Source organism: Shewanella dokdonensis (genome assembly GCF_018394335.1).
Taxonomy (GTDB): domain Bacteria; phylum Pseudomonadota; class Gammaproteobacteria; order Enterobacterales; family Shewanellaceae; genus Shewanella; species Shewanella dokdonensis.
Map to the genome: position 1 here is coordinate 2,020,523 of NZ_CP074572.1, position 23,090 is coordinate 2,043,612.

Below are 23,090 nucleotides of genomic sequence, written 5' to 3' on the forward strand. Positions count from 1 at the left end.
GAGGGCTTACAGCTCACTCCAGCGCCGCAACAAGTTGTGGTAGATACCGCTGAGATTGAAGATTTGCTGCGCATCGGCTTGCTGTGCGGTAAGTGTCTGGATTGATTGATCCAGTTGCCACAGTATTTGCCGTTGCCCGTCATCGCGGATCATACTTTGCAGCCACATAAAGGCTGCCGTGCGCTCGCCCGAGGTTACGGGGGTTACTTGATGCCAGGCTGGTGGCAGGATACAGCACCAAAGAACCGGCACTGAGTTTAACGCTTTGCTGGCCGTAAGTGTCTTGAATTACTAATTCTCCCCTTCGTAACTCTCTGGTTCGCTGAGGAATAATGTGGCAGACAAGTCTGTGCGTAGCATGCCATTGTCTGTGGCGCGAATCGCATTGTCGATGTGATAACCAAATGTCTGCCCGCCTTGATAGCGGTTGAACAGTGGCGGATAGAACTCTAACGGCAGTGCGGCAGAGACAAACAATGGCTGCGCTAGCAATCGCTCTATTATCCGTTGCCCCACTTCCTGTGCAATCGGATCATCTTGACTCAGTTGCTGATTACGTTTGCGGGTGGCGGCTAATTCTCCCGAGGTTTGATTGCCGTCTATCCAGGGACGAGCATCCAGTTGTTGCCGGAGTTGCCGGACTTCGTCGCTGGGAAAAACATGGGGAATTTCAATTAACATCATGTGGCTCCATCTGCCAGATAGTAAGGGCGGCTTCCCCAGCGGAAAGCCGCAGTTTCAATAGTTAAAAATGAACTTCAGCGCTCAGCATCGCCAAGCGTCCAGGTGCCACATTGGCAAAGTGGGCGGCATAGGCTTTGTCGTAGTAACGTTTATCCATAAGATTCTGCACATTGAATCGCAGCGTCAGGTAATCGTTGACGTGATAAGACGACATCAGGTCAAAACGCCAATAAGAAGGGATCCACAAGGTGTTAGCGGTATTACCGTAAACTTTGCTCATGTAATAAGCGCCAGCTCCGGCAGTCAACTGCTCAGTAATATCATAAGTGCTGAACAGGCTGACACTGTGTTTGGCGGTATTGGGGAATCGGTTGCCGTCATATTCGCTGTTATAGCCGTTACTGTCCAAAGTGGCATCCAGATAGGTATAGCCCCCGAAACCATGCCAATGACGCAAGATGTCACCGGAAAACCCTACCTCAAAGCCTTTGACCTTTTGCTTGCCCACATTGGCTTGCGGTGCACTACGTCCGGCTTCTGTGGCAACGCGGGCATTGTTTTTTCAATCTGAAATATCGAGCCGTTTAGCGACAGGCGGCCATCGAACAATTCCCATTTGCTGCCCAACTCGTAGCTCTTGGTGTCTTCCGGTTGCAGATCTTCATTATTGCTGCCCAGTCGATCACTACCATCCCCGTTAGAGGTTCCTGGCGGGTTGGATGAGGTTCCCCACGCGGCGTAAATACTGCCGTTCGCCGCGGGTTTATACAGCACTGACAACTGATAGTTGAAAAAGTCGCTGTCGTTATCCAAGGTGGCAGACGCCGCTTCACTGCTGGTTTGGTAATCGTCCCAACGAATACCACCATTGATAAACCAAGCATCGTTCAGTTCCAGCGTATTGAAGGCATAGAGTGAACGGGTGTCAGTTTCTGTTACTGTGGCATCTGTGCTCAGGCTGATGGTGCCTGTCCAAGGATCGTGAGGATTAGGTGCTGACAACAAGGTACAGTTATAACTGGCTAACATCGCATCATCACAGCCAGCGTTGCGGCCGTTACCGGTATCGACGCTATAGTTGCGGTTGCTGGTGCGTTCATTGCTCAACTCGGTGCCAATAGCAAAACGGTTAGGCATCCCGGCTAAAGTGACTTCTCCACTCAATTGCAGTTGCGTTGCCAGCGTTTTGGTAACCGAGTTGCGCGATTTGGTATTGCGCCACACATAACCGTTGGCAACGTTACCGGCACTGTCATCAGGGTTGGTCACGATATAGTTGTTGGTGTTTCGGCTGTATACCGATGTGGAACTGAAATGCAATTTATCGTTGAAATCATGCGTGATCAGCACCGATGCCGTGTCATCACTGTTATCTCGAAAGTCGCGACTCAGCAGCCCGTAGAAATTGTCTTCATCTACTTTGGCCGGACGACCGGAACTCTGATCATAAGGGATCCCGTAATCAGGAATATCGTGGCTCTCAAAATGGTAGTATTCCAGTGTCACCTGGGTCGCGGTTGTCAGGCCGAAGGTTAATGATGGTGCGACCCCCAGCGGTTGCCGGATACTTGGTCACGCCCGGGCGTATCCGCATCGTGGCTCATCATATTGATACGGAACGCGGCTTCATCGCTCAGTTGTGTATTCACATCTAAGGTGCCACGTTTTAGCGCATCGGTGCCGATGGCTAAGTCAGCATTGATAAAGTCACCTGCCTGAGCTTTTTCGTCACGATATTGATGCTGCCACCAACGGCCCCCGACCGTTATAGACAGAGCTTGGGCCTTTCAACACTTCGATTTGCTCGATATTAAAGGTTTCGCGACTCTGTGACCCCACATCGCGCATACCGTTGATAAAGGTCGATGACTGCGCATCATAACCACGAATAAATGGCCGATCGCCATACGGGTTACCCCCTTCGCCAGTTCCCAAGGTGATCCCCGGTGTGGCGCGCAGTGCATCAGAAAAACTTTCTGCGCCCATATCCTTCATCAGATCCTGATTGATCACCGTGACGGTTTTGGCGCTATTGAGCAGATCCTCAGTGAATTTGCCGGATTGTACCCGGCGAGTGTTATATCCCTGATAGTCACCGTTGACCTCAATATGTTCCAGTTTCTTATCGTGATGCGGCTGTTGCGGTTTATGGTGCTCGTTGGCTTTATCTTCATGGTGCTGCGATTCGTTGGCGGCGGGTGGTTGTTCCGTGGCACATACTGGCAGCGCGGAGATTGCCATACCTAATGTGAGAGAACCCAGAACCTGGGAGCCGAGTCGAATCCTTCGGTGGCGGCGTGGTGCTATTTTCATTACAAAATTCCCGATTATATGTGTGTTATCGATGGCAGTTTGTCTGCACTTTTTAGCACCAGCTAATATAGAGATTTATAAAAATGAGATCAATAACGATTATCATTTACATTAAAATTGATGTGGATCATAGTCGTTGAACTGTGGTTATGTTGGGAAAGGTGCAACCTGAGTGTTGTTGGCCGCGAGGGTGCCATAAAAATGCCCGGTATTGCCGGGCATGGATTCAAACAGAAAATGCCGTGATAGCAGACTAGGGAGCGTAGATATTGTCGAGTATTTTTGCCAACCGTACGGCACCTTGCTCAATCCGCTGCTCAATTATCGGGCCGTATTTTTCCACATACGCTTGCCCGAGAATTTCATGAGGTTGATAACCGGCGTAAATATCGCGAGTCAGTGTGAGCGATTCATCTCCCCACTGTTCTGGTGTGCCACTAGCATCAGCTTGGTTGGCGAGTTTGGCTAAGCGGTCTCCAAAACCTTGCCAATCGTCACCTACCATATGTTCAATGATGCCGTAATCGAAGATGCCATGCAGATTGGCTGGTTGATTGAAAAAGGTGACTTCGGTTTTATTGCCACCCCAATCATCGGCATAGCTGACATGTAACGGCTGATGCAAATCGCCAACAAAGTGTGCCAAGAAGAATAACGCCTGCCAGTCTTGCGGATCTTTTTTCAGCTTGGCTTGTTGTTCAGCAATAGCACTCAGCACACAGCCCTTGTTGCAGTCGGCGTTATGCAGGTCTGTTTCATTGCGCGTGACATTGATGTAATGCAGGTGCTTTGACCAATCCCACTGGTGATCTTTTTTGATATCGTCCGCCCAGGTGCAGGCCTCAGCGAATGAATGATAATCCCCCTGTTTGGCCGCAATAGCATCCAGTGCTTTCTGGGTGGCGGGAGCTGTTAAATCATAGGCGGCTTCACAAAAGGCTTTGTGGCCAGTAAATCCCCAGGCATGAACCTGGCTGGAGAGTAGCAACAATAACAAGCCACAGTAACGATACATAAAGATTCTCCTGTTTGTTGAAGGCGCAATTGTAACTGGCATTATCGTTCAGACAAAGTCTGCCAGAAATGCAGTTACTTGTTGGGTTGCAGGATCTTGCAGCTATGATCCTGTAATTCTTCGGCAGAAGCGTTATTGGCGGTGAACCAGTTGGCTTTAATTGCCATCAATACCAGTTGGCCGTTGGGTAAATCGGCCAGTGCCAAGCCGTAATGCCCCATATTGTCAGCCGCATCAGGGAGCTCCTGTGCCAGGCGGATAAATACACTCTCTTCTTGTAACTGCGGTAACGTCAGTGTCCGCAATAAATAGCTATTGGGGCCAAGCTCATGTTGTTGCCAGTTTGCCGTGAGTGTCGGCATCAGGGCATTCAATTGTTGCCTGACATCTTGACGCAGACATGAAATGTGAATGTGTAGCTGATTCTGGGTGCGGCCATATTCGGAGTTAATTGCCAATGACAGCGCACTATCTGGAACGGTTTGATGCTGTTGTGCCATCAGCGCGCTGGATAGGGTGCGTTGTTGCCAGGCGATAGCGAAGAAATTAGGCGTCAATGGGCGCAATAGTTCAGGACTTTCCATTCCCGAGAGTTTGTCTACGGGCATCAGCAGATATTGCAGAATGCCATGCCGGTCTTTCAGGGTGACATAGCCTTTGGATTCATTCACTTCACTACAGGGCGCGGGTTTACCATGTTCTTCCATATCTGGCACACAGCGTTCACTGATTAAGTGCCACAGGGCGTCGGGATTATGAGCTGGCGTTTGCCAAAGATAGGTAGCTGCCGCAGCGGCGATGAGAATTAGCACCGCAAACGCTAACAGAAATTTTCTCGACGTTCTGACCATGAAGGGTTCCAGAGTAACAGTAAAAACTGGGTTAAGTTAAAAGTCGGCTATTGTAACGGCCAACGTTAAAAAGAAAACGGCTAGCGCTGCAAGTCTTATAAAGACAGCAGCGCTAAGGTTAAAACTAGCGGCAGTTGTTAGTGGCTGAATGCCAATTCTGGATGGATCACTAATGCCCGATACGATGCTTGTTGCGGTGTGGTCGCGAGCATATCCAGTTCTACGGCGATCTGCTGCGTACCGTATTTCACTTCGACTAATCTGGGTTCAGTCAGTTCCTGCTCCAGTAATTTTCCGGTGGCAAAGAAGATCAGCATGCTGTCAGTGTCTGGTTGATAACGGACGATGGATGTCACTGGGCTGTACCAGTCATAGCCTTTGTCTTTACCAAATTCCCAGCGCTGCTGGACGGTGAGCTTTTGCTCGTCAATCTGGTACTCCACCGCGCGGCTGTATTTCTGATTGGCAAAAAACGGCTGTGCGAGATGGCGGCCATCACCGTTATCAAACAAGGTTAGCGTGCCTTTTTGTGGCACCAGGTAGGCGGCATGTTGGGCATAACCAAAATCAAAATCGCTGTGTTGACACACCCCATTTTCATCACAGTCCAGCGGCTTGCCATCGGTATCCACAGGTGTCAGGAGTTTGCTTGCCAGTTGGCTGTTCCAGCCTTTGCGTGGTGCCAGAATCCATTTCAGCTGTTTATCGCGGCCGATTTTAAACACCCCTTGATGGCGCGATGAGATGATAATGGCATCGTCACTGGCATCATATTCGACCGAATTGACATGCGCCCAATTGCGACCGGTGCCAACGCCCATGTGATCGCCAAAGGGCGCATCAGGTTCCAGCTCGTTGCCTTTGGCTTGCAGATCGACATTCAGACACACAGCGCGCGGATCTAAGGCTTTCATCAGACTGTCCCGTAACGGGTCGAGGATGCGGTTAAGATCCCAGACATCGACCAGACGGCCATATTCATCGACTTCCAGAATTTGGTCACGCACGGTATTTACCACTTTTCCGTCAGCGCGATGGTAGTTTTGTTTGGCTGCCCGTAACAGATAGTGGCCGTTCGGCAGGGCTTTCATGTCATGGGACAGGTCGATGTAACCCTTGGGCAACCAGCGTTCAAATACCATGCGCCCTAGCAAGTCCATGCGGTAATAGCGCTGCCCTTGCAAAAATATTATGTCGCCGTTAGCAACTTGGTGAACGCCCATCAGAATGCCGCGTTTGCCAATATCTTGCTGATCATGAATTTTATGCGGGTCGAGATACCAGCGAACTTCACCCTGGGTATCGGTAATGAAATCCAGTGGCCAACGATCCCACTCTAGTGCGCCACCATTAGCCCACTGCATCGATTCTGAATGCTGATCGGCGACCAGATGGTTTATCCAGTACAAGCGCTGTTTAAAACCTTTGGCAACGGTGACCGGTTTGATGGTCGGAAAGGCCGCCACTGCATTATCCACGCTGATCCCTTGCAACGGTTGAGTGAAGATGTTGTAGGTTTCATCAACCTTTTTCCGGCTAAGGTGTAACTGAGTCGCACCCGATTCTGGTAATTGGCGTACAAGCCAAACACCGGCACACCGTCATAGGTCAACAGTTGGCTGTGACCGACACTGTAGTGAATATCAACGCCCGCTTTGCCCTTACCTAAAACCGTTACTTGCATGTCGGTTGGTTGTTTCCCTGCCAGTCCAATAATCGCCGTCAGCGGCGCATAACCGTAGGGATTGACGCTAACCAACCCCAGTTGGCCTTGCGAAGGACGGCTGATATTCAGCACTGAGGCCGCAGCCGGGGTAGTAACTGTGGTGATGGCGGTAATGGTCAGTGCCAGCAGCACTGTTGCGATGACAGACTTATGCATCCTTTCTCTCCGGCGCGAATTAACTAAGGTACACAAGACTGCAATCTGGTGCTGCGTTTGGGTAGCGGCAGGATCACAAAAGCGATATTTATATAGATTACAACAGCCTGAATTGCCCTTAATGCAACGAGAGAACAATGGTTGCTTGCAACCCCGAAGGTTGATTGGGCTGCAACAGCAGGTTACCCCCATAAGCGGTCGCCAGTGAATGGGTGATGGATAATCCCAATCCCACATTGGAGCTGTCGGTGTCTCGCGCTACACTGAGCCGGGTAAAAGGTTTCAGCACTTCCTGCATTTTATCGGCGGGAATGCCAACGCCATTATCGGCGACACAGATACGCAATTGCTCATGATCTTGCGCTAATGTCAGGCTTATCTGGGCGTTGTTTCCTGCATATTGGATAGCATTATTGAGCAGGTTTTCGGTCATGCGCCGCACGCTCACCGGCGGAATATTGCCAGTTAAGCCATGCTGTGCCTGATAGTTAATCTCGACCCCTCTTTCATCATATTCATCAACAATTGTCTGTAACAGACTATCAATGTTGGTCATTTGCCGTGCTTCTCGGTTGCTATCGTTTTTGGCAAAGCGCATGGTCGCTGTCAGCATTTTTTCCATGGTATTGATGGTGCGCAGCAGTTGCTGTTTATCTTCACTCTCTTCAATAAATTCTGCCCTTAACCGCAGGCTGGTCAGTGGCGTGCGTAAATCGTGAGAGATTGCCGCGAGCAACTGGGTGCGTTCCTTGATGTAATCGGTCAGTTGTTGTTGCATGGCGTTGAAGGCATTAATGGTTGGTAACAGATCCCGCGGGGCATGATTGTTGACCTCCTGCACCTGTTTATTGCGGGCAAAGGCTAAGGCGGCGCTGCCCAACTGCGCAATCGGTGTCAAGGCCCGGCGGATCACCAGTAACGACAGCAAAATGGTCAGTAGCATGACGCTGACCAGCGCAATGAGAACGCTGTTGGACCAATGGGTAATATCGGTTTCGATGCCGGAAGAAAAATTCAGCCATTGTCCAGTGGCGAGTTTGACCGAGCCATCAATGGTGGCACTGTAATTAAGATTGCGACCCCGGCCAGCAAACGGCGGCCCATTACGGCCTGATATGGTCGATGAACCACGCATCATCGCGCCATTATTCATCATGGCGCGCATGCCTTCCATGTCATGTCTGGAAAGATCCATCAAAGGCCGTTGCGGCTGCGAAACCAGCGTTAGATTGGCTTCCTTGATGCCAGCGGCATACAAGCGCTGAACAAACCGTTGGCTCATGTTATCAGTTTGGCTGGTGGCTGTGGTGACCCTCGGCGCATCGGTCAGTGACAGCTGTAAGTCGGAACTACTGCTGGCGTTGAGGATGGAAGGGTGCAGCGATGCTGGCGTTTGCTGTAATGTCTCGGCAACCGCAATCACCCGCTGTACCGCGCCGGACACCGACAACTGATTAAGTCGTTGCGATTTATCGTATGACAACAGAAACAGTGTCAGCAAAAAACTCAAGGCAAAGCCAATCAGGATCACCAGCCCTATTTGGTAAATCAGCGGTTGCCTTTGATACCAGTTAACCATGTGTGACCTCACAACTGAACTGATAACCCCCGCCCCAGATGGTTTTAATCAACCTGGGTTGCTTCGGATCCGGTTCGATTTTCTTGCGCAAACGGCTGATAAGCGTGTCGATGGCTCGATCATAAACATCGGCCCCGCGGCCTTGTACCAGTTGTAAAATATCTTCTCGACTCAGTACCACATTGGGATGTGCCAGAAACGCCAGCAGCAGCGCAAATTCGGTTGATGTCAGGGCGACTAAGGCATCTTGGGGATCTTTCAACTCGCGGGAAAGGGTATTGAGTTGCCAACCGGCGAACCGATATAACGTGGGGCTGGTACTCAGCTGTTCATCAATGGTAGGAATGGCAAAATGGCGCCGCAGCACAGATTTGATCCGTGCCAGCAATTCGCGCGGGTTGAACGGCTTAGGAACATAGTCATCGGCGCCCACTTCCAGGCCGACAATACGGTCAATCTCTTCTCCCAGCGCTGTCAGCATAATGATTGGCACATTGTTGTTGCTGCGGATTTCGCGGCAGAGGGTAATGCCGTCTTTTCCCGGCAACATCAGGTCGAGAATAATCAGATCAAATCGCTGGGTTGCCATCAATTTTTCCATGGCTGCGCCATCGGCCGCAGTGCTGACCCGCAGCCCGTGCTGTTGTAGAAAACGTTGTAGCAAGTCGCGGATATCTTTGTGGTCATCCACCACAAGTATTTGATAAGCCCGTTCCATTTCAACCTCTTATAAAACCCCTTGAGCATTACTATATACAGATTGCGCGGGAAAGTGTGGCAAAGTTTGTCAGTCGTGGGGATTGTGACGCTTTGTCAGAAAAGAAGGGAATTGCGACACACATAGATGACGACTTCTTGCTGTAATACAGACGTACACAGCAATTAGGAGTATTGAGATGAAAACATTAACTAAAGCCGCTTTGATAGTAACCGCTCTGGTCATTTCCGCAGGTGCATCAGCCCAATACTGGGGGAATGGTGCCGGTATGATGAATAGCGATAACCCACAGTATCAGACCATGCAGGCGTTACATCAGGATCCTGAGGCAATGCAAAAATGGCGTGACAACATGCGTAATAACCCTCAGGCCCGGCAGCAGTGGATGCAACAGATGCACGCTAACGGTGGCCGTGGCCAGCATTTTGCGATGCGAGGTAACTGTGGTGGTCATCCAGGATTTATGGGGCGCGGCATGAGATGGCAGGCACAAGCAGATAACGCTCCAGCCAAAAAAGCAGCGAAGTAAGCGGTAAATGGTAAATGAAAAATCAGGGTCTGTTGACCCTGATTTTTTTATGCAATTAGCGATCATTAACCGCAATATGCGGTCAGTCCCAAGTACTGGTTACCAAGCTTGTTCAAGGATCTGGCGGCTAACTGCGGGCGTGATCGACTGGTGCTCTCCGAGTTTGACCATATGATGGGCTTCCAAGGCAGAGATGATGTCGTCAATATCCGCTTGTGCTGCATCATAGTCCCGGAGCCGAGTTTTAATGCCCAGACTTTCAAAGAATGCACGGGTCTTGGCAATCGCCATATCGATACGTTCGGCATCGCTGCCGGTTTTGATATCCCAAACGCGCTCAGCATATTGCAGCAATTTATCATGTTTCTGTTCGCGGCATACCTGCCACAACGATGGCATCACAATCGCTAATGTTTGCGCATGATCAATGCCAAAACGGGCAGTCAGCTCATGGCCTATCATATGGGTTGCCCAGTCTTGCGGTACCCCAGTGCCAATGAGTCCGTTGAGGGCGTTGGTGGCGGCCCACACTAGATTCGCACGGGCATCGTAATCCTGCGGTTGTGCCACAGTGACGGGCCCGACTTCAATGAGCGTGCGCAGTAAGCCTTCCGCAAAGCGATCCTGCACTCGGGCTTCGGCGGTATAAGTCACATATTGCTCACACACGTGCACAAACGCATCTACAACACCGTTAGCAACCTGGATTTTCGGCAGCGTGAAGGTCAGGCTCGGATCCAGTACTGAAAATTGCGGATAACACTGCGGATGAGTGATACCGAATTTACCTTTGGGGTGGCTGACCACGGCAAAAGCATTCATCTCGGAGCCAGTCGCTGGCAGCGTCGCTACCGTGGCCAGCGGTAAGATTTTACTGCTGTCGACCGCGGCGGTGCCACTCCACAGCAAGCTAGCAGCATCACCGGCAAAATGGGTTGCCAGCGCGATAAACTTAGTCCCATCCATCACGGAACCCCCACCAACGGCTAGCAGGAAATCGATGTTTTCTGCTTTCGCAATAGCGGCGGCGCGCATCAAGGTTTCATAACGGGGATTGGCTTCAATTCCGCCAAATTCAAAGACCTGGCGGTTAGCAAGCGCTTGCTTGACTGCCGCAAGCGTGCCAAATTTTTTGACGCTGCCACCACCATATAACACCAATACCCGAGCCTGTTGTGGCACTAGCTTGTCGATTTCGGCAATGCGGTCTTTACCAAAAACAATATGGGTAGGGTTACGATAATCAAAGTTAAACATGGACACAGTCTCCATTTTGCCAAGCATAGTTTGATGGGGGCCATAGTAGTCCTCTGGCAGCGAAGCGCCATACCCATTGCTGGCCGATTTATGCCTATTCCTGCTTCATACTGTGAAATAGTGAGTATTTAGTGGTTAAATACTGCTGATTTCTGCCTGTAAGGAGTAAATGATGACAAATATTGCGCGCTTGATGGCAACGCTTGCGCCCAAGAGCGGCACCTTTGCTACCGCTATCCCCGGGATCCGCATTTTCCGTGCAGACAGTTATCGCAGTCGGCGGCCGATGTACTACTGGCAAGGGATTATGATTGTGGGACAAGGGCGCAAGCGACTGTTTATTGAAGATAAAGTGCTGGAGTATAACCCCCAGCAACCGTTAGTAATGACAGTGCCCATGCCGCTGGAGTGCGAGACTTTTGCGTCAAGTGATGAGCCAACACTGGTGATGATGGTGGATATCGAACCACAGCAATTAAGCCGCGTGATCCAGCAGCTCAATCAGCATTATCAGTTACCGTTTACTCAGGAGCGGGGGCGTCAACCCGGTTTTTCTGGCCCAGAGCAGTGAGTTGTTGAGCTGCTGCATTGAACGACTGCTATGTGCTTTGCAGTCACCACTGGAAGCCGCCGTTTTGGGCGATGGCATAATGCGGGAGCTGTTGTTTCGTATTTTACTGAGTGAGAATGCCGCACCATTGTACGCTTTGGCTTCGGCGCACAGCCGTTTGGCACGGATCGACAAGGCGTTGCAATTTATGCATCGACACTACAGCGATACGGTTGAAGTGGAGCATCTAGCCGAGTTGGTGAATATGAGCAGTTCTGCGTTTCATCGCTGTTTCCGCGAAGTCACCGCTTCATCGCCCATCCAATATCTGAAAAAGTTGCGTTTAAATCGGGCGCGGGAACTGTTGCTGCAAGGCATGCGGGTGAAGCAGGCCGCCTCCGGTGTGGGTTACGAAAGTGCGGCACAATTTAGCCGCGAATTTAAACGCTATTTCAATCAGAGTCCTGGCAGTTACGCCAGGACTGCGGAAGAGTTTCAGTAAGCTGACAAGCGATTAGCCTGTGTGGTGGTATCTCGCTGGTCAGCGATAGCCCAGATGCTATCTGCTGGGCCAGTCAGCGCTCGTTGTCGCGTGAGCCGGGCACTGTAAAGAAAGCCGAAGGCGAATATCAGTGCCATTAAATCGACCATCAAGGTTGCTAAAGTGTGTGGTGCCCAGATGCCTAATGATGGGGTAAAGGTGGCCAGTATGGATGTCACGGGTATCGCAATACAGGCCAATGCCCCCAAGCGCAGCAGATGAATGGCCGCTCGGGCTGCCCCACGCCAGAAGCTATAGAGCACGGCGGCAAGAAAACACAGATAGTAACACCACAGGTAACCGTAATTGATGTTAGCAACCCACGGATACAACCATTTCCCCGCCAGCATGGTTATTGCTACGGCTACCATTGAGCCAAGACAACAGCCGACCGTGGCCGCCGCCATCAGGCGTACTTTGCGCGGTTGTTGTGGTAATTCAGCCCCTTTTGCTGCTGACGGCGTTTTTCCAACCAGAGCAGATTGCCGCTGTAAAACAACATGGCACCGCTGAGCCCCATAAAGAAGTAGAGCCAACGTCCTGGCATGCCGCCAAAACTACCAAAGTGCAGTCCGAAAAATGTCGCCACGATACGTCCCCAGGTGCCACCTTCTGTCGGTGAGAAAGTGCTGAATTGGGTTGCCAACGAATAGGGCTGCATGAATAAAAAGTCGGCGAGCGGTCCGCGCATCAACGCTTGCTCACTGTACATCTCGATTCTCGCCACCGGACGCGGGGTATCTAAACCGATAAACATCAGCGAACGTGCTTCATGTCCTGGTGCATGTTGGTTAGCCGTGGCAATAATTTCACTGAGTGGCGGTAAATGGGAGATATTGAGCGGCTGTGCTAACGGCGCGCCGCGCATGATATCGGGCGGGTTATCGTAAACGAACTTACCCAATGCATCGTAAAAGACATCGTGAAAGGCAAACACTACCACAGTGACTGCAATCACGATATGAAATGGCAGCGCTGTAATCCCTAACAGATTATGACTGTCCAGCCAGAAACGGCTCGGCCCCTTCTTTTGCCGCAATGCAAACAGGGTTTTAACCAAGGTTGGCAGTAAGAAGATAACGCCGGAAACCAGAGCCATGAAATACAGTACAGACGCCACTCCCATCACCGAAATTCCTAGTCGGGTATGGGGAATTCCAGCGGTTCGGTGCAGCAAATCGATCAATAAACCGAGTTGGCTTGGCTGCACTTGTTGAGTCAACAGCTGACCATTTTCATCCAGTGTTGCTTGCCATTGCTGCGTATCTAGATTGAGTCTGCGGCCACCACCACGGCTGTACCATGTCAGCGGGGCGTACATGTCGTCATTGAGATGCAGCGTGAAGCCTTTAGCGATTTCTGGATGTTGTGCCAACGCTAGCTGTAACAGTCTATCTGCCTGCGCTGTGGGGATTTGGGGTAACACATGGCTTGGCGGTGATGCCCAAGCTGACAGCTGGGGTTTAAACATGGTCAGCGCCCCAGCGAAGAAGCAGATAAACAACAATATGCCAGCGGTAATGCCGGTCCAAAGATGTACTTTCTGATAGATCCTCAGAATATCACTGCGGATTTGCATGGTTTACCTCAACAAAAACAGCAGGCCCCAGGCCAGCAGGTTGGCACCACCAAGCCACAAGAGTGCTTGGCGAGTGGAGTGGAATAAATACACTAAGCTGAGCAGGCATAACCAGAGGAAGGTTAACAGCCACATGTTGAATTGGTTTTTGTCCTGGGCGTCAATGCCACCTGGGCCGAACCACGCGAACCAACCGGTCAGCGCCAGTGCCAAACTGAATCCGAGCAACAAACCACAGACCGTTTTGCCAAACCAGTCAGGGCGGATCTTACTGCGTTCACTCATTTCAACGGGCTCCCGCGTAACAGCGATAAAAAGGGCAACCATCCCAGTAAACTGCCTAGTAGCAACAGCCATAGGAAACATGCCGCAGCGGTACTCAGTAACAGGTTCCAGCCAGCTAAAGCTGCCAGTAGCAGTACATAGGACAGGTAACGATAAGGGGCGATAGGCAATGATTCGCGTAACAACGCTTGTTGTTTACTGCTCAAATACAGCAACAGCGTTGCTGCCAACATGGTAAGAGTTAAAGCGGCATACCACATGAAAATTCCTTATTGTGCGGGCACCAGCAAGTTGAGGATGGCGGAATGAGCGAAAAGTAACACAATTTGAATCAATGTTAAATGATATCTATTATCATTTGTGTTACCAAATGCGCTAATTGTGATGTGGTGCAGCAATAAAGGATGACAATTGGGGTTGGCTAGACAAATTGGCCGTTGTCAGTCGCCATCGGCCAATGTTGCATGAGGGCTTGGCGCTTACCAGCGGCTGTCGCGTTCACAAGGGATGCCATCATGGTCGCCATCCATTTTGACATTGGGACAGTGACGCAGAAAAAATTCGGCTTCGGCCCGTGAACGCATTTGTGAACAGTACTGGCGCCCATCGCATTTAAACTGCGGCGTTTCCGACATCCGCTCGCCATATGCCGGCAGTCGGCTGTTGGCCTCCTCGATGGCTGTTTGTTGCCACTGTGGTGTTGGCGTAACATTCGCTTGATGGCCAGCAAAGCGTTGCCAGATCATCCAGCAGGCGTAGGCAAAAATCAGATATATCAGCAGCCGTTTCACTATTTCTCTCCATGTGACAGTGAAAACTCATGTAACACTAGCTTAACACCTGTTGAAAAATATCCAATGTCGGTACAAAAGGTTTGCCAGCGAGGCTAGCTTGGGTATGCTGCTTGCCGTGACGTGAGGAGGTCAGCAATGGAGCAAATCGCATTAGTGTTGGAAGGCGGCGGACTGCGGGCAATGTATACCGCGGGGGTACTGGATAGTTTTTTGGCCGAGGGGCTGACGTTTCCGTATCTGGTCGGGGTCTCGGCTGGCGCGATTTATCCGGCATCCTATCTGTCGCGACAGGCCGGCCGTAACCTGCAGATCCAACAAGATTTCCTTAATGATAAGCGCTACATGGGGCTGAGCCATTGGCTGCGCGGCGGCAACTACATCAACGTGGATTTTGCCTACCGCCGCATGGCTAATGAGCTGGTGCCATTTGATTTTGATACCTTTCTCAATAGTGGTGCAGAGTTCAAGATCGGCGCATTTAACTGCCTGACCGGAAACACCGAATTTTTTGGTATGGCGGATTTCCACAGTCATCAACAGCTGCTGGATATCTTGATTGCGTCCTCCAGCTTGCCGTTTATATCGCCGCCGATGTGGCTCAATAATATCCCGTATCTGGATGGTGGTATTGCCGCAGCCATTCCGTTGCAACAGGCGCAGGCCGATGGTTTTCGCAAACAGCTAGTGATCCTGACCCAGGATGCCGCATACCGTAAATCTCCCTTTAAGCCTGCGTGGCTGGCAAAACGAGTTTATCGACGCTATCCCGCTGTTGCTCAGGCGTTATTGGTGCGGCATCAACGCTATAACCAAGCATTGTTGCAGTTGCAGCAAGCGGTACAACTGGGCACGGCATTGGTGATCCAGCCTAAGGCACCGCTGGGACTGTCACGGCTGGAGCGCGATATTGATAAAGTAGCGGCGGTTTATCGCTTGGGGCTGAGCGATGGCGCAGCACAACTACCACGTGTCCGTGAATTTCTGCAACATACTGTTGCTTAAGTGTTTCTTGGGGAAAATATGGCCAATATTCTGCTTATAGCCAATCTTAACTGTGACCGTCTCTTGTTGTTGAACAAGCCATTACGCACTGGCGGACGTTTTCATTATCAAGATGGGGGCCGTCGTCTTGGCGGTGGCGGTGCCAATACCGGGATCGGCTTGGAATGGGCGGGCCATAAAGTCGCATTAGTGAGTCAGGTCGGTCGCGACGAGTTGGGTGATTGGGTCTTGGCCGAGGCGGGAATGCAGGGACTGGATTGCCGTCGGGTGCAGCGGCATGAGGGCAGCACCAGTGAGATCTTGCTGGTAATGACGCCAGATGGCGAACGCACCATTATCCGGCCACAACGGCCAACATTTCAGTTAGCAACGCCGCCACGTTGGCAAGACTGGGATGCGCTATATCTCAACACCTCCGCAGAAGGCGCCGTCAGTTGGGCGCGAACAGCGCTGGCGCACACACTGGTTGTAGCGCAACTGGCGAAGGATGAGCGGCAGCGTCCCTGCCATGTACTGTTGTCGTCTCATTCTGATATGCATGAGCGCACCTCATTAGATTACTGGCAGTTTGCCCGGCAGATTGCGGGGGATGAACTGCGCTATTTTATTGTGACCGAAGGCGAACAGGGCGCGCGGCTATACAGTGCTGCGGGAGAAACACTGATCCCGGCCGTTGCTGCGGCGGTGGTGGACACCACTGGCGCTGGTGATGTTTATGCGGCGGGACTGATCCACGGTTTATTGTCGGGGTTGGAGATTACGGCGGCAATGTGCGAAGCCGCGGTTTGGGGCGCATATGCCGTGGCATCGGAGACCTCAGTTCCTGGCCCTGCGTTACGACAATATTTGCAGGATGACAAGCATCGCTGATGTCACAAAAACACTATACAGGCGTCATGTCGCTGTCATGCAGTCCCCATAGCATACCCTGCGAGTGTTGATGCAATTGTCTGCATACTCTCCCTTCATTCTTCCTTTTTAAGTGTTTTTTTGCCCTGCATGATGCAGGGCTTTGTTTTTCTGTCATACGCCTGTCATGCCTTTAATAGATGATGGTCAACGTAACCTTCGTTTGCTGCAACTACGAGGTTCGCTCATTTGCTGGTTATTCCTTTCACCCCGTTCCCCAACGGGGTTTTTTATGCCGCATTTACCGGGTGTTGCTGGTAGCTAATAAGTAACGTCTATGGTAAAAACAACACATTAAGTATTGGTTCATCAAGGTGTTAAGATGTCAGTAAGTGCATTGCCGCCACATCAGCTCTGTGGCCTTTTTGCCGGTGACAACCTAGTGTTTCGTGAAGGATTGCCAAGTGGTATTGACGCTAAAAAACCGCAGCCGTTATTGCAGGTCGGTTATGCCGGTGTGCTGCATGATGCACAAGCCGATGCCAAAAACCATGGCGGTGCTGACAGAGTCTTGCACCATTTCCCACAACAACATTATCAGCGTTATCAACAGTTGGGATTAGTCGATGCGACGAGAGCCGCCCCGGCTATGGGCGAGAATATTTCATCCTTGGGGTTGAGTGAGCAGGATCTGTTCATTGGCGATATTGTTGCCATCGGTGCCGTGCGCCTCCAGGTAACGCAACCGCGTTCGCCCTGTTTTAAACTCAATGTGCAGTTCCAGCAGCCGAGTTTTTCTCAGACCATGCAAGATAGCGCCATGTGTGGTTGGTTTTACCGAGTTCTGGATGAGGGCTGCATCCGGCCACAGGATCAACTGCGATTACTGGAGCGGCGCTCTGCTATCAGCCTGGCACAGGCAATGGCATTATATTTTGCACCACACTATGATGCCGCTGCTTACGAAACCTTGCTGGCCGCCGAAGGTCTTGCCGCCGATTGGCAGCGTAATCTGCAAAAACGCTTGAATAGCGGGGTTGTGGAAGACTGGCGCAAGCGCTTGCATGGTCCAGCACAATTACAAAATTTACAGGGAAATTAAGCCAATATGTACGAATTACCAAAACAGGAACGTGATATGGGAATGCTGGTACATCTGGCAACGTTTGCCGGTTATCTGATCCCCTTTGGTAATATTCTGGGGCCACTTATTGTGTGGCTGATGAAACGGGAAGACTCAGCTTTTGTGGATGCCTGTGGCCGTAATACCTTGAATTTTCAAATCAGCATGCTGATTTATTATGTCATTGCCGTTGTCTTGGCGTTCTTGCTGATAGGTTTCTTTCTGATTGGACTCTTGGTGTTGTTGAACGTGATCTTTACCATTGTGGCCGCCATTAAAGCCAGCGAAGGCAAGGTTTACAAGTATCCATTAGCCATTGGCTTTTTGTAACAGCGTCAGCGTCGGCGATGTTCGTCAGCATTGCGCTGTAGCAGTTGCTGACGATAGTCCAACAGTGCAAATACGCCAAAGACAAACGCGTTGATATAGTCTTTTGCGCGCAGTGGCAACGCCTGACTGAACAGTGTATGAAAGAGCAGCGTCTGCACGCAGTGCATAATAGCGGTAACACCTAATAAGATATTGAGAATGATGGCAATCTTGCCATCAAACGGGTGTAGCAGGTTGAACAGCATCAGCAGCCATGCAAAGGCGGTGACCAGCTTGCCCATGAAAATACTTGCTTTCATGATGTCTGCTCCTGATAGCGATACAAACGATAACTGACCTGACCCGCCTGTTTTTCTTTGATGGGCTGCCATTGGGCGGGCACTTGCAAATCATGCAGCTCGGCTTCAACTTCCACATAAATCAGCGCGTCATCGTTGAGCCATCCTTGTTGCAACAGTGCCATGGTCTGCGCTGCCAGCCCTTTACGAAACGGCGGATCGATAAACACAATATCAAAACGGCGATCAGCCGGGCGGCTCAGTAACTGTAAGGTATCACCAATAAGCACTTCCGCGTTGTCACATTTTAGTGTGGTCAAATTGGCTTTGAGTTGCTCCGCCGCACTGCGCTGCAATTCATGAATTCGGGCAAAGGCGGCATAGCGCGACAGCGCTTCTAATGAAAGCGCTCCACTACCGGCAAAACAATCAAGCACGCTGGCACCAGTAAGATAGCCACTGAGCCAGTTAAACAGGGTTTCCCTGACTCTGTCTGTTGTTGGGCGTAGCCCTTCCAGATCCTGAATGGGTAGTTTGCGTGACCGCCATTGACCTGCAATGATCCTTACCTGACCGCTGCCCGGACGATTTCTGGCCATGGTGCCCCCGTGATGTTGCCGACAGAAATAAAGTGGTAGACTGTACCGAATATTTTAAACCCCTTCATAATGCAGAGCATTAACAGCCAGTTAAGGCTGATGAGGGAGGAAAGCGTCGCTATTCTATAACAAAGTTGCCGCCGAAGGCGAAAATGCTGGCAACCGGTAAATCCGCGACCACTGAACAGTGGCCCCTGAGGCTCCTGGAAACTCCCACCCAAGAGATTGAGCACCGAATACTGATGGCAAAAAAAGGTTTATTTTCCTGGTTCCGTAAAGACACTGCGGCTGAAACCAAGCCAGAGCTAGAGGAATCTTCCTCCACAACAACGGCGACAGCAACCGCTGATACCGCCGCGGTTGAAGAAAGTGACAATAGCAGCGCTCCATTAGCAACAACTGTAGCGGCAGATGCAGCAGACCAACAAACAGAGGCCGATACACCGGAGCATTCAGACAGCGAGCCTGCGCAGCAGGATTCGGATGATGTTGCTGCGGAGGAGGCTGAGGACACGCCTGCTGTTGATGCATTGGCAATCACCACCGCCGATGATGCCGTTGCTGTCACTAGCACCACAGACACTTCTGCTGATAACAGCATTGCCGCAACCGCTGATGCAGATGCAGATGCTGAAATGTTGGTCCCACAGCCAGAACCGCAGGCTAAACCTCACAAGGAAGGGCTGTTTGCCCGGCTGAAACGTGGGCTGATGCGCACCAGCGAGAATATCGGCAGTGGTTTTATCGGTTTGTTCCGTGGCAAGAAAATTGATGATGCGTTATTTGAAGAGCTGGAAGAACAACTGCTGATTGCCGATGTTGGTGTGGAAACCACCAGCAAGCTGATTACCAGCCTGACCGAACATGCCAACCGTAAACAGTTAAAAGATGCTGAAGCCCTATATAGCTTGATGCAGCAAGAGATGCTGGCAACGCTGGAACCTGTGAGCCAACCATTGGTGCCGGAAAATACCGCAGGGCCGTTTGTGATCCTGATGGTGGGAGTTAACGGCGTGGGTAAAACCACGACCATTGGCAAGCTGGCAAAACAGTACCAGCGCCAAGGCAAGTCCGTGATGCTGGCCGCGGGCGATACCTTCCGTGCCGCTGCTGTCGAACAATTACAAGTCTGGGGCCAGCGGAATAATATCCCAGTGATTGCCCAGCATACAGGCGCCGACAGTGCCTCGGTATTGTTTGATGCGTTGCAGGCCGCTAAATCCCGTAAAGTGGATGTACTGATCGCTGACACGGCAGGCCGTCTGCAAAATAAAGCGCATCTGATGGATGAACTGAAAAAAGTGGTGCGGGTGATGAAGAAACTGGATGAGGCCGCACCACATGAAATAATGCTCACATTGGATGCCAGCACTGGCCAGAATGCCATCAGTCAGGCGCAATTATTTCACGAAGCCGTGGGCGTATCTGGTATCACTATTAGCAAGCTGGATGGTACTGCCAAAGGCGGTGTAATCTTTGCCATTGCGGATAAATTTGCTATTCCTATCCGTTACATAGGGGTTGGCGAGCAGATTGATGATCTGCGAACCTTCAACGCTAAGGACTTTATCGATGCCCTGTTCAGTCAGGAGAAAACGGATAGCTGAGTATGATTCGATTTGAGCAGGTCAGTAAAATTTATCCCGGCGGTCAGAAAGCGCTGACCGAGGTGAACTTTCACCTGCAACGGGGTGAAATGGCATTCCTCACCGGCCATTCCGGCGCGGGCAAGAGTACCCTGCTCAAATTGATCACAGTGATCGAGCGTGCCAGCGCTGGCAAGGTGTATATCAATGGTCACGATATTGCTCACATCAAGCGCCAGCATGTGCCCTATCTGCGACGGCAGATAGGGATGATTTTCCAGAACCACCATCTGCTGATGGATCGCAGTGTGTTTGACAACGTGGCTCTGCCGTTGGTGATTGAAGGTTTTTCGCTGGGCGAAATCCGCAAACGGGTTGCCGGGGCGCTGGATATGGTCGGTTTGTATGGTAAGGAACGGCATAATCCCATTATGTTGTCCGGCGGTGAACAGCAACGGGTTGGCATCGCCCGTGCCATTGTCAACAAACCCGCGTTGCTGCTGGCTGATGAACCGACCGGAAACTTAGACCCTAAATTGTCGATGGATATTTTGCGGCTGTTCGAGACCTTTAATGATGCGGGGACCAGTGTGCTGATTGCAACGCATGATCTGGGTTTGATTGCCCGCATGAAATATCGCACCCTGACATTGCGCCAGGGCCGCATGCTCGGTGGCGAAGCCGATATTATTGACCCTTTGAGCGATTAGGAGTTGCCATGTCCCCTTCTTCGTTGACCCGCTCCAAGTTACCGCTTTCCGGCCGTATCGTGATGTTTTTTATCCGTCACCTCCAGCATGCAACTGCCAGTATGGGTGAACTGTGGCGTACCCCAGTGTCATCGCTGATGACGATGGCGGTATTGGGCGTTAGCCTAAGCCTGCCAGCTGCATTGCAGGTGCTCGTCAAGAATGCTGAAAATATTACCCACTCTTGGAACAGCGCTGCGCAGATCTCTTTGTTTATCGATGGTGCTCGCTCCGAACAGAGCATTCAAAGCCTGATCGCCCGCATCAAGGTTTATCCTGAAATCAGCGACATCAACTACATCACTCGGGAGCAGGCGTTGGCAGAGTTTCAACAGCAATCGGGGTTTGGTGATGCGCTTTCCTATCTGGATAACAACCCGTTACCGGCGGTGGTAACCGTGACGCCTACCAGTCGTTACTCGACACCGGTAGGGGCCAGAGAACTGTTAGCTAAGCTGGAACAGGAACCCGAAGTCAGTTTCGGTCGGCTGGATATTGAATGGCTAGAGAAATTACAGGCACTGGTGAAAGTGCTGGAGCGCACAGTGTTTGGCTTGGCTGCATTGTTAATCCTCGCAGTGGTATTGGTAATCGGGAATACCATTCGCTTAGCTATTATGAATCGGCGCAGTGAGATAGAAGTCATGAAGCTGGTGGGCGCAACCGAAGCCTTTATTCAACGGCCATTTTTGTATACTGGCATCTGGTATGGTGTGATTGGTGGCACTTTAGCCTGGCTGATTATCAATCTGCTAGTGTGGTTTCTGTCCGGCGCGTTAACCACCTTTATGGGGCTTTATGGCAGCAACATGCAGCTACAGTCGCTGAGTTTCAGTGAATTGCTACAGATGATTTTGGCTGCATCATTTCTCGGTTGGCTGGGGTCTTATTTATCGGTGCGGCAGCACCTGCGTGCCATAGAACCTAGCTGATTTTTCCGTGAACTAATTGGGGCTTGCATTGTCCTATCAGTGGAGCAAAAATAACACTCCACACTGAGTTGTGTTGACATATAATGTCAATTAACCGATAGTGCAAAGGTTCGGTTGAAATCCTTTAATTGAACTGTAGTAATGAAAGGGAGCGTGAATGACTGATCAAACGCAATCAATGACTCTGATGGTTCCTCAGGGAAGCAGCAGTCTCGAAGCCTATATTCATTCAGTAAGCAGCATGCCAATGCTGGAAGCTGATGAGGAATATGCGCTGGCTAAGCGTTTGCAGGAAACAGGTGACCTGCAGGCAGCTAAGCGGCTTATTATGTCGCACCTGCGCTTTGTGGTGCATATTGCCCGTGGTTATGCCGGTTATGGCTTACCTCAGGCAGATTTAATTCAGGAAGGCAACATAGGTCTGATGAAGGCGGTAAAACGTTTCGACCCCGATGTCGGCGTGCGTCTGGTTTCTTTTGCTGTGCACTGGATTAAAGCGGAAATCCATGAATATGTTCTGAAAAACTGGCGTATCGTTAAGGTTGCCACCACTAAAGCCCAACGGAAACTATTCTTCAACCTGCGTAAGGCTAAGCAGCGTCTTGGCTGGTTCAGCGATGAAGAAGTCTCTATGGTTGCTGATAGTCTGGGCGTATCCAAAGCCGATGTGACTGAGATGGAGTCACGTATGTCCGCTCAGGATGCGGCGTTTGATATGAGCAACGATCAAGACGACGACCACGACTTTGCGCCCGCTTTGTACTTGGAAGACCATTCTTCTGATGTTGCGGCTCAAGTGGAAAATGACAACTGGGAAGCTAATTCGCAAGCGCGTTTACTGGCAGCAATCAAAACGCTGGATGAACGTAGTCAGCATATCCTGAAAGCACGTTGGTTGGACGATGATAAAACCACCTTGCAGGACTTGGCAGACCAGTATCAGGTTTCTGCGGAACGTATCCGGCAGTTGGAAAAAATGCCATGAACAAGCTCAAGGCGTGTATGGAAATTTGAGACTGAGTCAGAATAATCAAAAAGCCCGGCAACTGCCGGGCTTTTTACATG

Annotated in this window: 27 protein-coding genes and 2 pseudogenes; 11 read left to right on the top strand and 18 right to left on the bottom strand. The window is 50.9% G+C overall.

What is annotated here, in order from left to right; all coding sequences use genetic code 11:
• Positions 1–6: 6 nt before the first annotated feature.
• The 10 genes and pseudogenes from KHX94_RS09730 to KHX94_RS09760 all read right to left on the bottom strand — a co-directional run bounded on the left by KHX94_RS09730 (position 7) and on the right by KHX94_RS09760 (position 9,042).
• Positions 7–681: pseudogene (locus KHX94_RS09730) on the bottom strand (Fe2+-dependent dioxygenase).
• Between the two features lie 64 nt (positions 682–745).
• Positions 746–1,192 carry a TonB-dependent receptor domain-containing protein gene (locus KHX94_RS21080; RefSeq protein ID WP_280529640.1) on the bottom strand — a complete coding sequence of 149 codons (447 nt, stop codon included), beginning with the start codon at positions 1,190–1,192 and terminating at the stop codon, positions 746–748.
• A complete protein-coding gene (locus tag KHX94_RS20405) occupies positions 1,159–2,190 on the bottom strand; it encodes a TonB-dependent receptor (RefSeq protein ID WP_280529641.1) in 1,032 nt (343 codons plus the stop codon). The genes KHX94_RS21080 and KHX94_RS20405 overlap by 34 nt, the downstream gene beginning before the upstream one ends.
• 222 nt (positions 2,191–2,412) lie before the next feature.
• A complete protein-coding gene (locus KHX94_RS20410) occupies positions 2,413–2,997 on the bottom strand; it encodes a TonB-dependent receptor plug domain-containing protein (RefSeq protein ID WP_244859394.1) in 585 nt (194 codons plus the stop codon).
• 253 nt (positions 2,998–3,250) lie between these two features.
• Positions 3,251–4,012 (bottom strand): S1/P1 nuclease, encoded by a 762-nt coding sequence (locus tag KHX94_RS09740; RefSeq protein ID WP_213683243.1) that lies wholly within the window; start codon positions 4,010–4,012, stop codon positions 3,251–3,253.
• A gap of 74 nt (positions 4,013–4,086) precedes the next feature.
• Positions 4,087–4,863 carry a CDP-diacylglycerol diphosphatase gene (locus KHX94_RS09745; RefSeq protein WP_213683244.1) on the bottom strand — a complete coding sequence of 259 codons (777 nt, stop codon included), beginning with the start codon at positions 4,861–4,863 and terminating at the stop codon, positions 4,087–4,089.
• Positions 4,864–5,000: 137 nt separating this feature from the next.
• On the bottom strand, positions 5,001–6,341 hold the full coding sequence (locus KHX94_RS09750; RefSeq protein WP_244859395.1) for an aryl-sulfate sulfotransferase: 1,341 nt from the start codon (positions 6,339–6,341) through the stop codon (positions 5,001–5,003).
• Positions 6,260–6,745, bottom strand: a complete 486-nt coding sequence (locus tag KHX94_RS20415) for an aryl-sulfate sulfotransferase N-terminal domain-containing protein (protein ID WP_244859396.1) — start codon at positions 6,743–6,745, stop codon at positions 6,260–6,262. The genes KHX94_RS09750 and KHX94_RS20415 overlap by 82 nt, the downstream gene beginning before the upstream one ends.
• A 118-nt stretch (positions 6,746–6,863) precedes the next feature.
• The gene (locus tag KHX94_RS09755) at positions 6,864–8,324 is read right to left on the bottom strand and encodes a sensor histidine kinase (protein ID WP_213683245.1); all 1,461 of its coding nucleotides are present in this window, start codon (positions 8,322–8,324) and stop codon (positions 6,864–6,866) included.
• Complete coding sequence (locus KHX94_RS09760; protein WP_213683246.1) at positions 8,317–9,042, bottom strand: response regulator; 726 nt, start codon at positions 9,040–9,042, stop codon at positions 8,317–8,319. The genes KHX94_RS09755 and KHX94_RS09760 overlap by 8 nt, the downstream gene beginning before the upstream one ends.
• A 178-nt stretch (positions 9,043–9,220) precedes the next feature.
• Here KHX94_RS09760 and KHX94_RS09765 point away from each other — a divergent pair, with 178 nt between their 5' ends.
• A complete protein-coding gene (locus KHX94_RS09765) occupies positions 9,221–9,571 on the top strand; it encodes a hypothetical protein (protein ID WP_213683247.1) in 351 nt (116 codons plus the stop codon).
• Positions 9,572–9,670: 99 nt separating this feature from the next.
• Here the strand turns inward: KHX94_RS09765 and KHX94_RS09770 are convergent, their stop codons facing one another.
• On the bottom strand, positions 9,671–10,828 hold the full coding sequence (locus KHX94_RS09770; protein WP_213683248.1) for an iron-containing alcohol dehydrogenase: 1,158 nt from the start codon (positions 10,826–10,828) through the stop codon (positions 9,671–9,673).
• 169 nt (positions 10,829–10,997) lie between these two features.
• Between KHX94_RS09770 and KHX94_RS20420 the strand changes: the two genes are divergently transcribed.
• Both KHX94_RS20420 and KHX94_RS21085 read left to right on the top strand, forming a co-directional pair.
• Entirely contained in the window at positions 10,998–11,399 is a 402-nt protein-coding gene (locus tag KHX94_RS20420) for an AraC family transcriptional regulator (protein ID WP_280529642.1), read from the top strand.
• Positions 11,400–11,403: 4 nt separating this feature from the next.
• Positions 11,404–11,880, top strand: a complete 477-nt coding sequence (locus tag KHX94_RS21085; RefSeq protein ID WP_280529643.1) for a helix-turn-helix domain-containing protein — start codon at positions 11,404–11,406, stop codon at positions 11,878–11,880.
• Here KHX94_RS21085 and KHX94_RS20430 read toward each other — a convergent pair.
• The 5 genes from KHX94_RS20430 to KHX94_RS09795 form a co-directional block, all read right to left on the bottom strand.
• On the bottom strand, positions 11,874–12,326 hold the full coding sequence (locus tag KHX94_RS20430; protein ID WP_244859397.1) for a hypothetical protein: 453 nt from the start codon (positions 12,324–12,326) through the stop codon (positions 11,874–11,876). The genes KHX94_RS21085 and KHX94_RS20430 overlap by 7 nt on opposite strands.
• The gene (locus tag KHX94_RS09780) at positions 12,326–13,498 is read right to left on the bottom strand and encodes a PepSY-associated TM helix domain-containing protein (RefSeq protein ID WP_244859398.1); all 1,173 of its coding nucleotides are present in this window, start codon (positions 13,496–13,498) and stop codon (positions 12,326–12,328) included. Before KHX94_RS09780 ends, KHX94_RS20430 begins: the two co-directional genes overlap by 1 nt.
• A 3-nt stretch (positions 13,499–13,501) precedes the next feature.
• The gene (locus KHX94_RS09785) at positions 13,502–13,783 is read right to left on the bottom strand and encodes a hypothetical protein (RefSeq protein ID WP_213683249.1); all 282 of its coding nucleotides are present in this window, start codon (positions 13,781–13,783) and stop codon (positions 13,502–13,504) included.
• Positions 13,780–14,043, bottom strand: a complete 264-nt coding sequence (locus tag KHX94_RS09790; protein WP_213683250.1) for a hypothetical protein — start codon at positions 14,041–14,043, stop codon at positions 13,780–13,782. The genes KHX94_RS09785 and KHX94_RS09790 overlap by 4 nt, the downstream gene beginning before the upstream one ends.
• A gap of 219 nt (positions 14,044–14,262) precedes the next feature.
• Complete coding sequence (locus KHX94_RS09795) at positions 14,263–14,574, bottom strand: excalibur calcium-binding domain-containing protein (protein WP_244859399.1); 312 nt, start codon at positions 14,572–14,574, stop codon at positions 14,263–14,265.
• Positions 14,575–14,712: 138 nt separating this feature from the next.
• Here KHX94_RS09795 and KHX94_RS09800 point away from each other — a divergent pair, with 138 nt between their 5' ends.
• From KHX94_RS09800 to KHX94_RS09815, 4 genes are all read left to right on the top strand, one after another.
• Entirely contained in the window at positions 14,713–15,579 is an 867-nt protein-coding gene (locus KHX94_RS09800) for a patatin-like phospholipase family protein (RefSeq protein ID WP_213683251.1), read from the top strand.
• 18 nt (positions 15,580–15,597) lie between these two features.
• A complete protein-coding gene (locus tag KHX94_RS09805; RefSeq protein ID WP_213683252.1) occupies positions 15,598–16,449 on the top strand; it encodes a PfkB family carbohydrate kinase in 852 nt (283 codons plus the stop codon).
• A 361-nt stretch (positions 16,450–16,810) separates the two neighbouring features.
• The gene (locus KHX94_RS09810; RefSeq protein WP_213683253.1) at positions 16,811–17,530 is read left to right on the top strand and encodes an MOSC domain-containing protein; all 720 of its coding nucleotides are present in this window, start codon (positions 16,811–16,813) and stop codon (positions 17,528–17,530) included.
• A gap of 6 nt (positions 17,531–17,536) precedes the next feature.
• Positions 17,537–17,881 (top strand): DUF4870 domain-containing protein, encoded by a 345-nt coding sequence (locus KHX94_RS09815; protein ID WP_213683254.1) that lies wholly within the window; start codon positions 17,537–17,539, stop codon positions 17,879–17,881.
• Between the two features lie 5 nt (positions 17,882–17,886).
• On the opposite strand, the gene KHX94_RS09820 is transcribed toward KHX94_RS09815, so the two are convergent.
• Both KHX94_RS09820 and rsmD read right to left on the bottom strand, forming a co-directional pair.
• Positions 17,887–18,180 carry a DUF1145 domain-containing protein gene (locus KHX94_RS09820; RefSeq protein WP_213683255.1) on the bottom strand — a complete coding sequence of 98 codons (294 nt, stop codon included), beginning with the start codon at positions 18,178–18,180 and terminating at the stop codon, positions 17,887–17,889.
• Positions 18,177–18,758: a 16S rRNA (guanine(966)-N(2))-methyltransferase RsmD gene (rsmD, locus tag KHX94_RS09825; RefSeq protein WP_213683256.1), complete on the bottom strand. Its 582-nt coding sequence runs from the start codon at positions 18,756–18,758 to the stop codon at positions 18,177–18,179. The genes KHX94_RS09820 and rsmD overlap by 4 nt, the downstream gene beginning before the upstream one ends.
• Positions 18,759–19,000: 242 nt before the next feature.
• On the opposite strand from rsmD, the gene ftsY reads away from it, so the two are divergent.
• The 4 genes and pseudogenes from ftsY (at position 19,001) to rpoH (ending at position 23,039) form a co-directional block, all read left to right on the top strand.
• Positions 19,001–20,365, top strand: a complete 1,365-nt coding sequence (gene ftsY, locus KHX94_RS09830; protein WP_213683394.1) for a signal recognition particle-docking protein FtsY — start codon at positions 19,001–19,003, stop codon at positions 20,363–20,365.
• A 2-nt stretch (positions 20,366–20,367) separates the two neighbouring features.
• The gene (ftsE, locus tag KHX94_RS09835) at positions 20,368–21,054 is read left to right on the top strand and encodes a cell division ATP-binding protein FtsE (protein WP_213683257.1); all 687 of its coding nucleotides are present in this window, start codon (positions 20,368–20,370) and stop codon (positions 21,052–21,054) included.
• Positions 21,055–21,062: 8 nt separating this feature from the next.
• Positions 21,063–22,025: a permease-like cell division protein FtsX gene (gene ftsX, locus KHX94_RS09840; protein WP_213683258.1), complete on the top strand. Its 963-nt coding sequence runs from the start codon at positions 21,063–21,065 to the stop codon at positions 22,023–22,025.
• Between the two features lie 157 nt (positions 22,026–22,182).
• A pseudogene (rpoH, locus tag KHX94_RS09845) lies at positions 22,183–23,039 on the top strand (RNA polymerase sigma factor RpoH).
• Positions 23,040–23,090: the final 51 nt, after the last annotated feature.

Bases quoted from the DNA above. Each gene is read 5' to 3' on its own strand.
- KHX94_RS20410 (WP_244859394.1), bottom strand. From the start codon at position 2,997: ATGAAAATAGCACCACGCCGCCACCGAAGGATTCGACTCGGCTCCCAG.
- KHX94_RS09740 (WP_213683243.1), bottom strand. From the start codon at position 4,012: ATGTATCGTTACTGTGGCTTGTTATTGTTGCTACTCTCCAGCCAGGTT.
- KHX94_RS09745 (WP_213683244.1), bottom strand. From the start codon at position 4,863: ATGGTCAGAACGTCGAGAAAATTTCTGTTAGCGTTTGCGGTGCTAATT.
- KHX94_RS20415 (WP_244859396.1), bottom strand. From the start codon at position 6,745: ATGCATAAGTCTGTCATCGCAACAGTGCTGCTGGCACTGACCATTACC.
- KHX94_RS09755 (WP_213683245.1), bottom strand. From the start codon at position 8,324: ATGGTTAACTGGTATCAAAGGCAACCGCTGATTTACCAAATAGGGCTG.
- KHX94_RS09760 (WP_213683246.1), bottom strand. From the start codon at position 9,042: ATGGAACGGGCTTATCAAATACTTGTGGTGGATGACCACAAAGATATC.
- KHX94_RS09765 (WP_213683247.1), top strand. From the start codon at position 9,221: ATGAAAACATTAACTAAAGCCGCTTTGATAGTAACCGCTCTGGTCATT.
- KHX94_RS09770 (WP_213683248.1), bottom strand. From the start codon at position 10,828: ATGTTTAACTTTGATTATCGTAACCCTACCCATATTGTTTTTGGTAAA.
- KHX94_RS20420 (WP_280529642.1), top strand. From the start codon at position 10,998: ATGATGACAAATATTGCGCGCTTGATGGCAACGCTTGCGCCCAAGAGC.
- KHX94_RS20430 (WP_244859397.1), bottom strand. From the start codon at position 12,326: ATGGCGGCGGCCACGGTCGGCTGTTGTCTTGGCTCAATGGTAGCCGTA.
- KHX94_RS09780 (WP_244859398.1), bottom strand. From the start codon at position 13,498: ATGCAAATCCGCAGTGATATTCTGAGGATCTATCAGAAAGTACATCTT.
- KHX94_RS09785 (WP_213683249.1), bottom strand. From the start codon at position 13,783: ATGAGTGAACGCAGTAAGATCCGCCCTGACTGGTTTGGCAAAACGGTC.
- KHX94_RS09790 (WP_213683250.1), bottom strand. From the start codon at position 14,043: ATGTGGTATGCCGCTTTAACTCTTACCATGTTGGCAGCAACGCTGTTG.
- KHX94_RS09800 (WP_213683251.1), top strand. From the start codon at position 14,713: ATGGAGCAAATCGCATTAGTGTTGGAAGGCGGCGGACTGCGGGCAATG.
- KHX94_RS09805 (WP_213683252.1), top strand. From the start codon at position 15,598: ATGGCCAATATTCTGCTTATAGCCAATCTTAACTGTGACCGTCTCTTG.
- KHX94_RS09810 (WP_213683253.1), top strand. From the start codon at position 16,811: ATGTCAGTAAGTGCATTGCCGCCACATCAGCTCTGTGGCCTTTTTGCC.
- KHX94_RS09815 (WP_213683254.1), top strand. From the start codon at position 17,537: ATGTACGAATTACCAAAACAGGAACGTGATATGGGAATGCTGGTACAT.
- KHX94_RS09820 (WP_213683255.1), bottom strand. From the start codon at position 18,180: ATGAAAGCAAGTATTTTCATGGGCAAGCTGGTCACCGCCTTTGCATGG.
- rsmD (WP_213683256.1), bottom strand. From the start codon at position 18,758: ATGGCCAGAAATCGTCCGGGCAGCGGTCAGGTAAGGATCATTGCAGGT.
- ftsY (WP_213683394.1), top strand. From the start codon at position 19,001: ATGGCAAAAAAAGGTTTATTTTCCTGGTTCCGTAAAGACACTGCGGCT.
- ftsE (WP_213683257.1), top strand. From the start codon at position 20,368: ATGATTCGATTTGAGCAGGTCAGTAAAATTTATCCCGGCGGTCAGAAA.
- ftsX (WP_213683258.1), top strand. From the start codon at position 21,063: ATGTCCCCTTCTTCGTTGACCCGCTCCAAGTTACCGCTTTCCGGCCGT.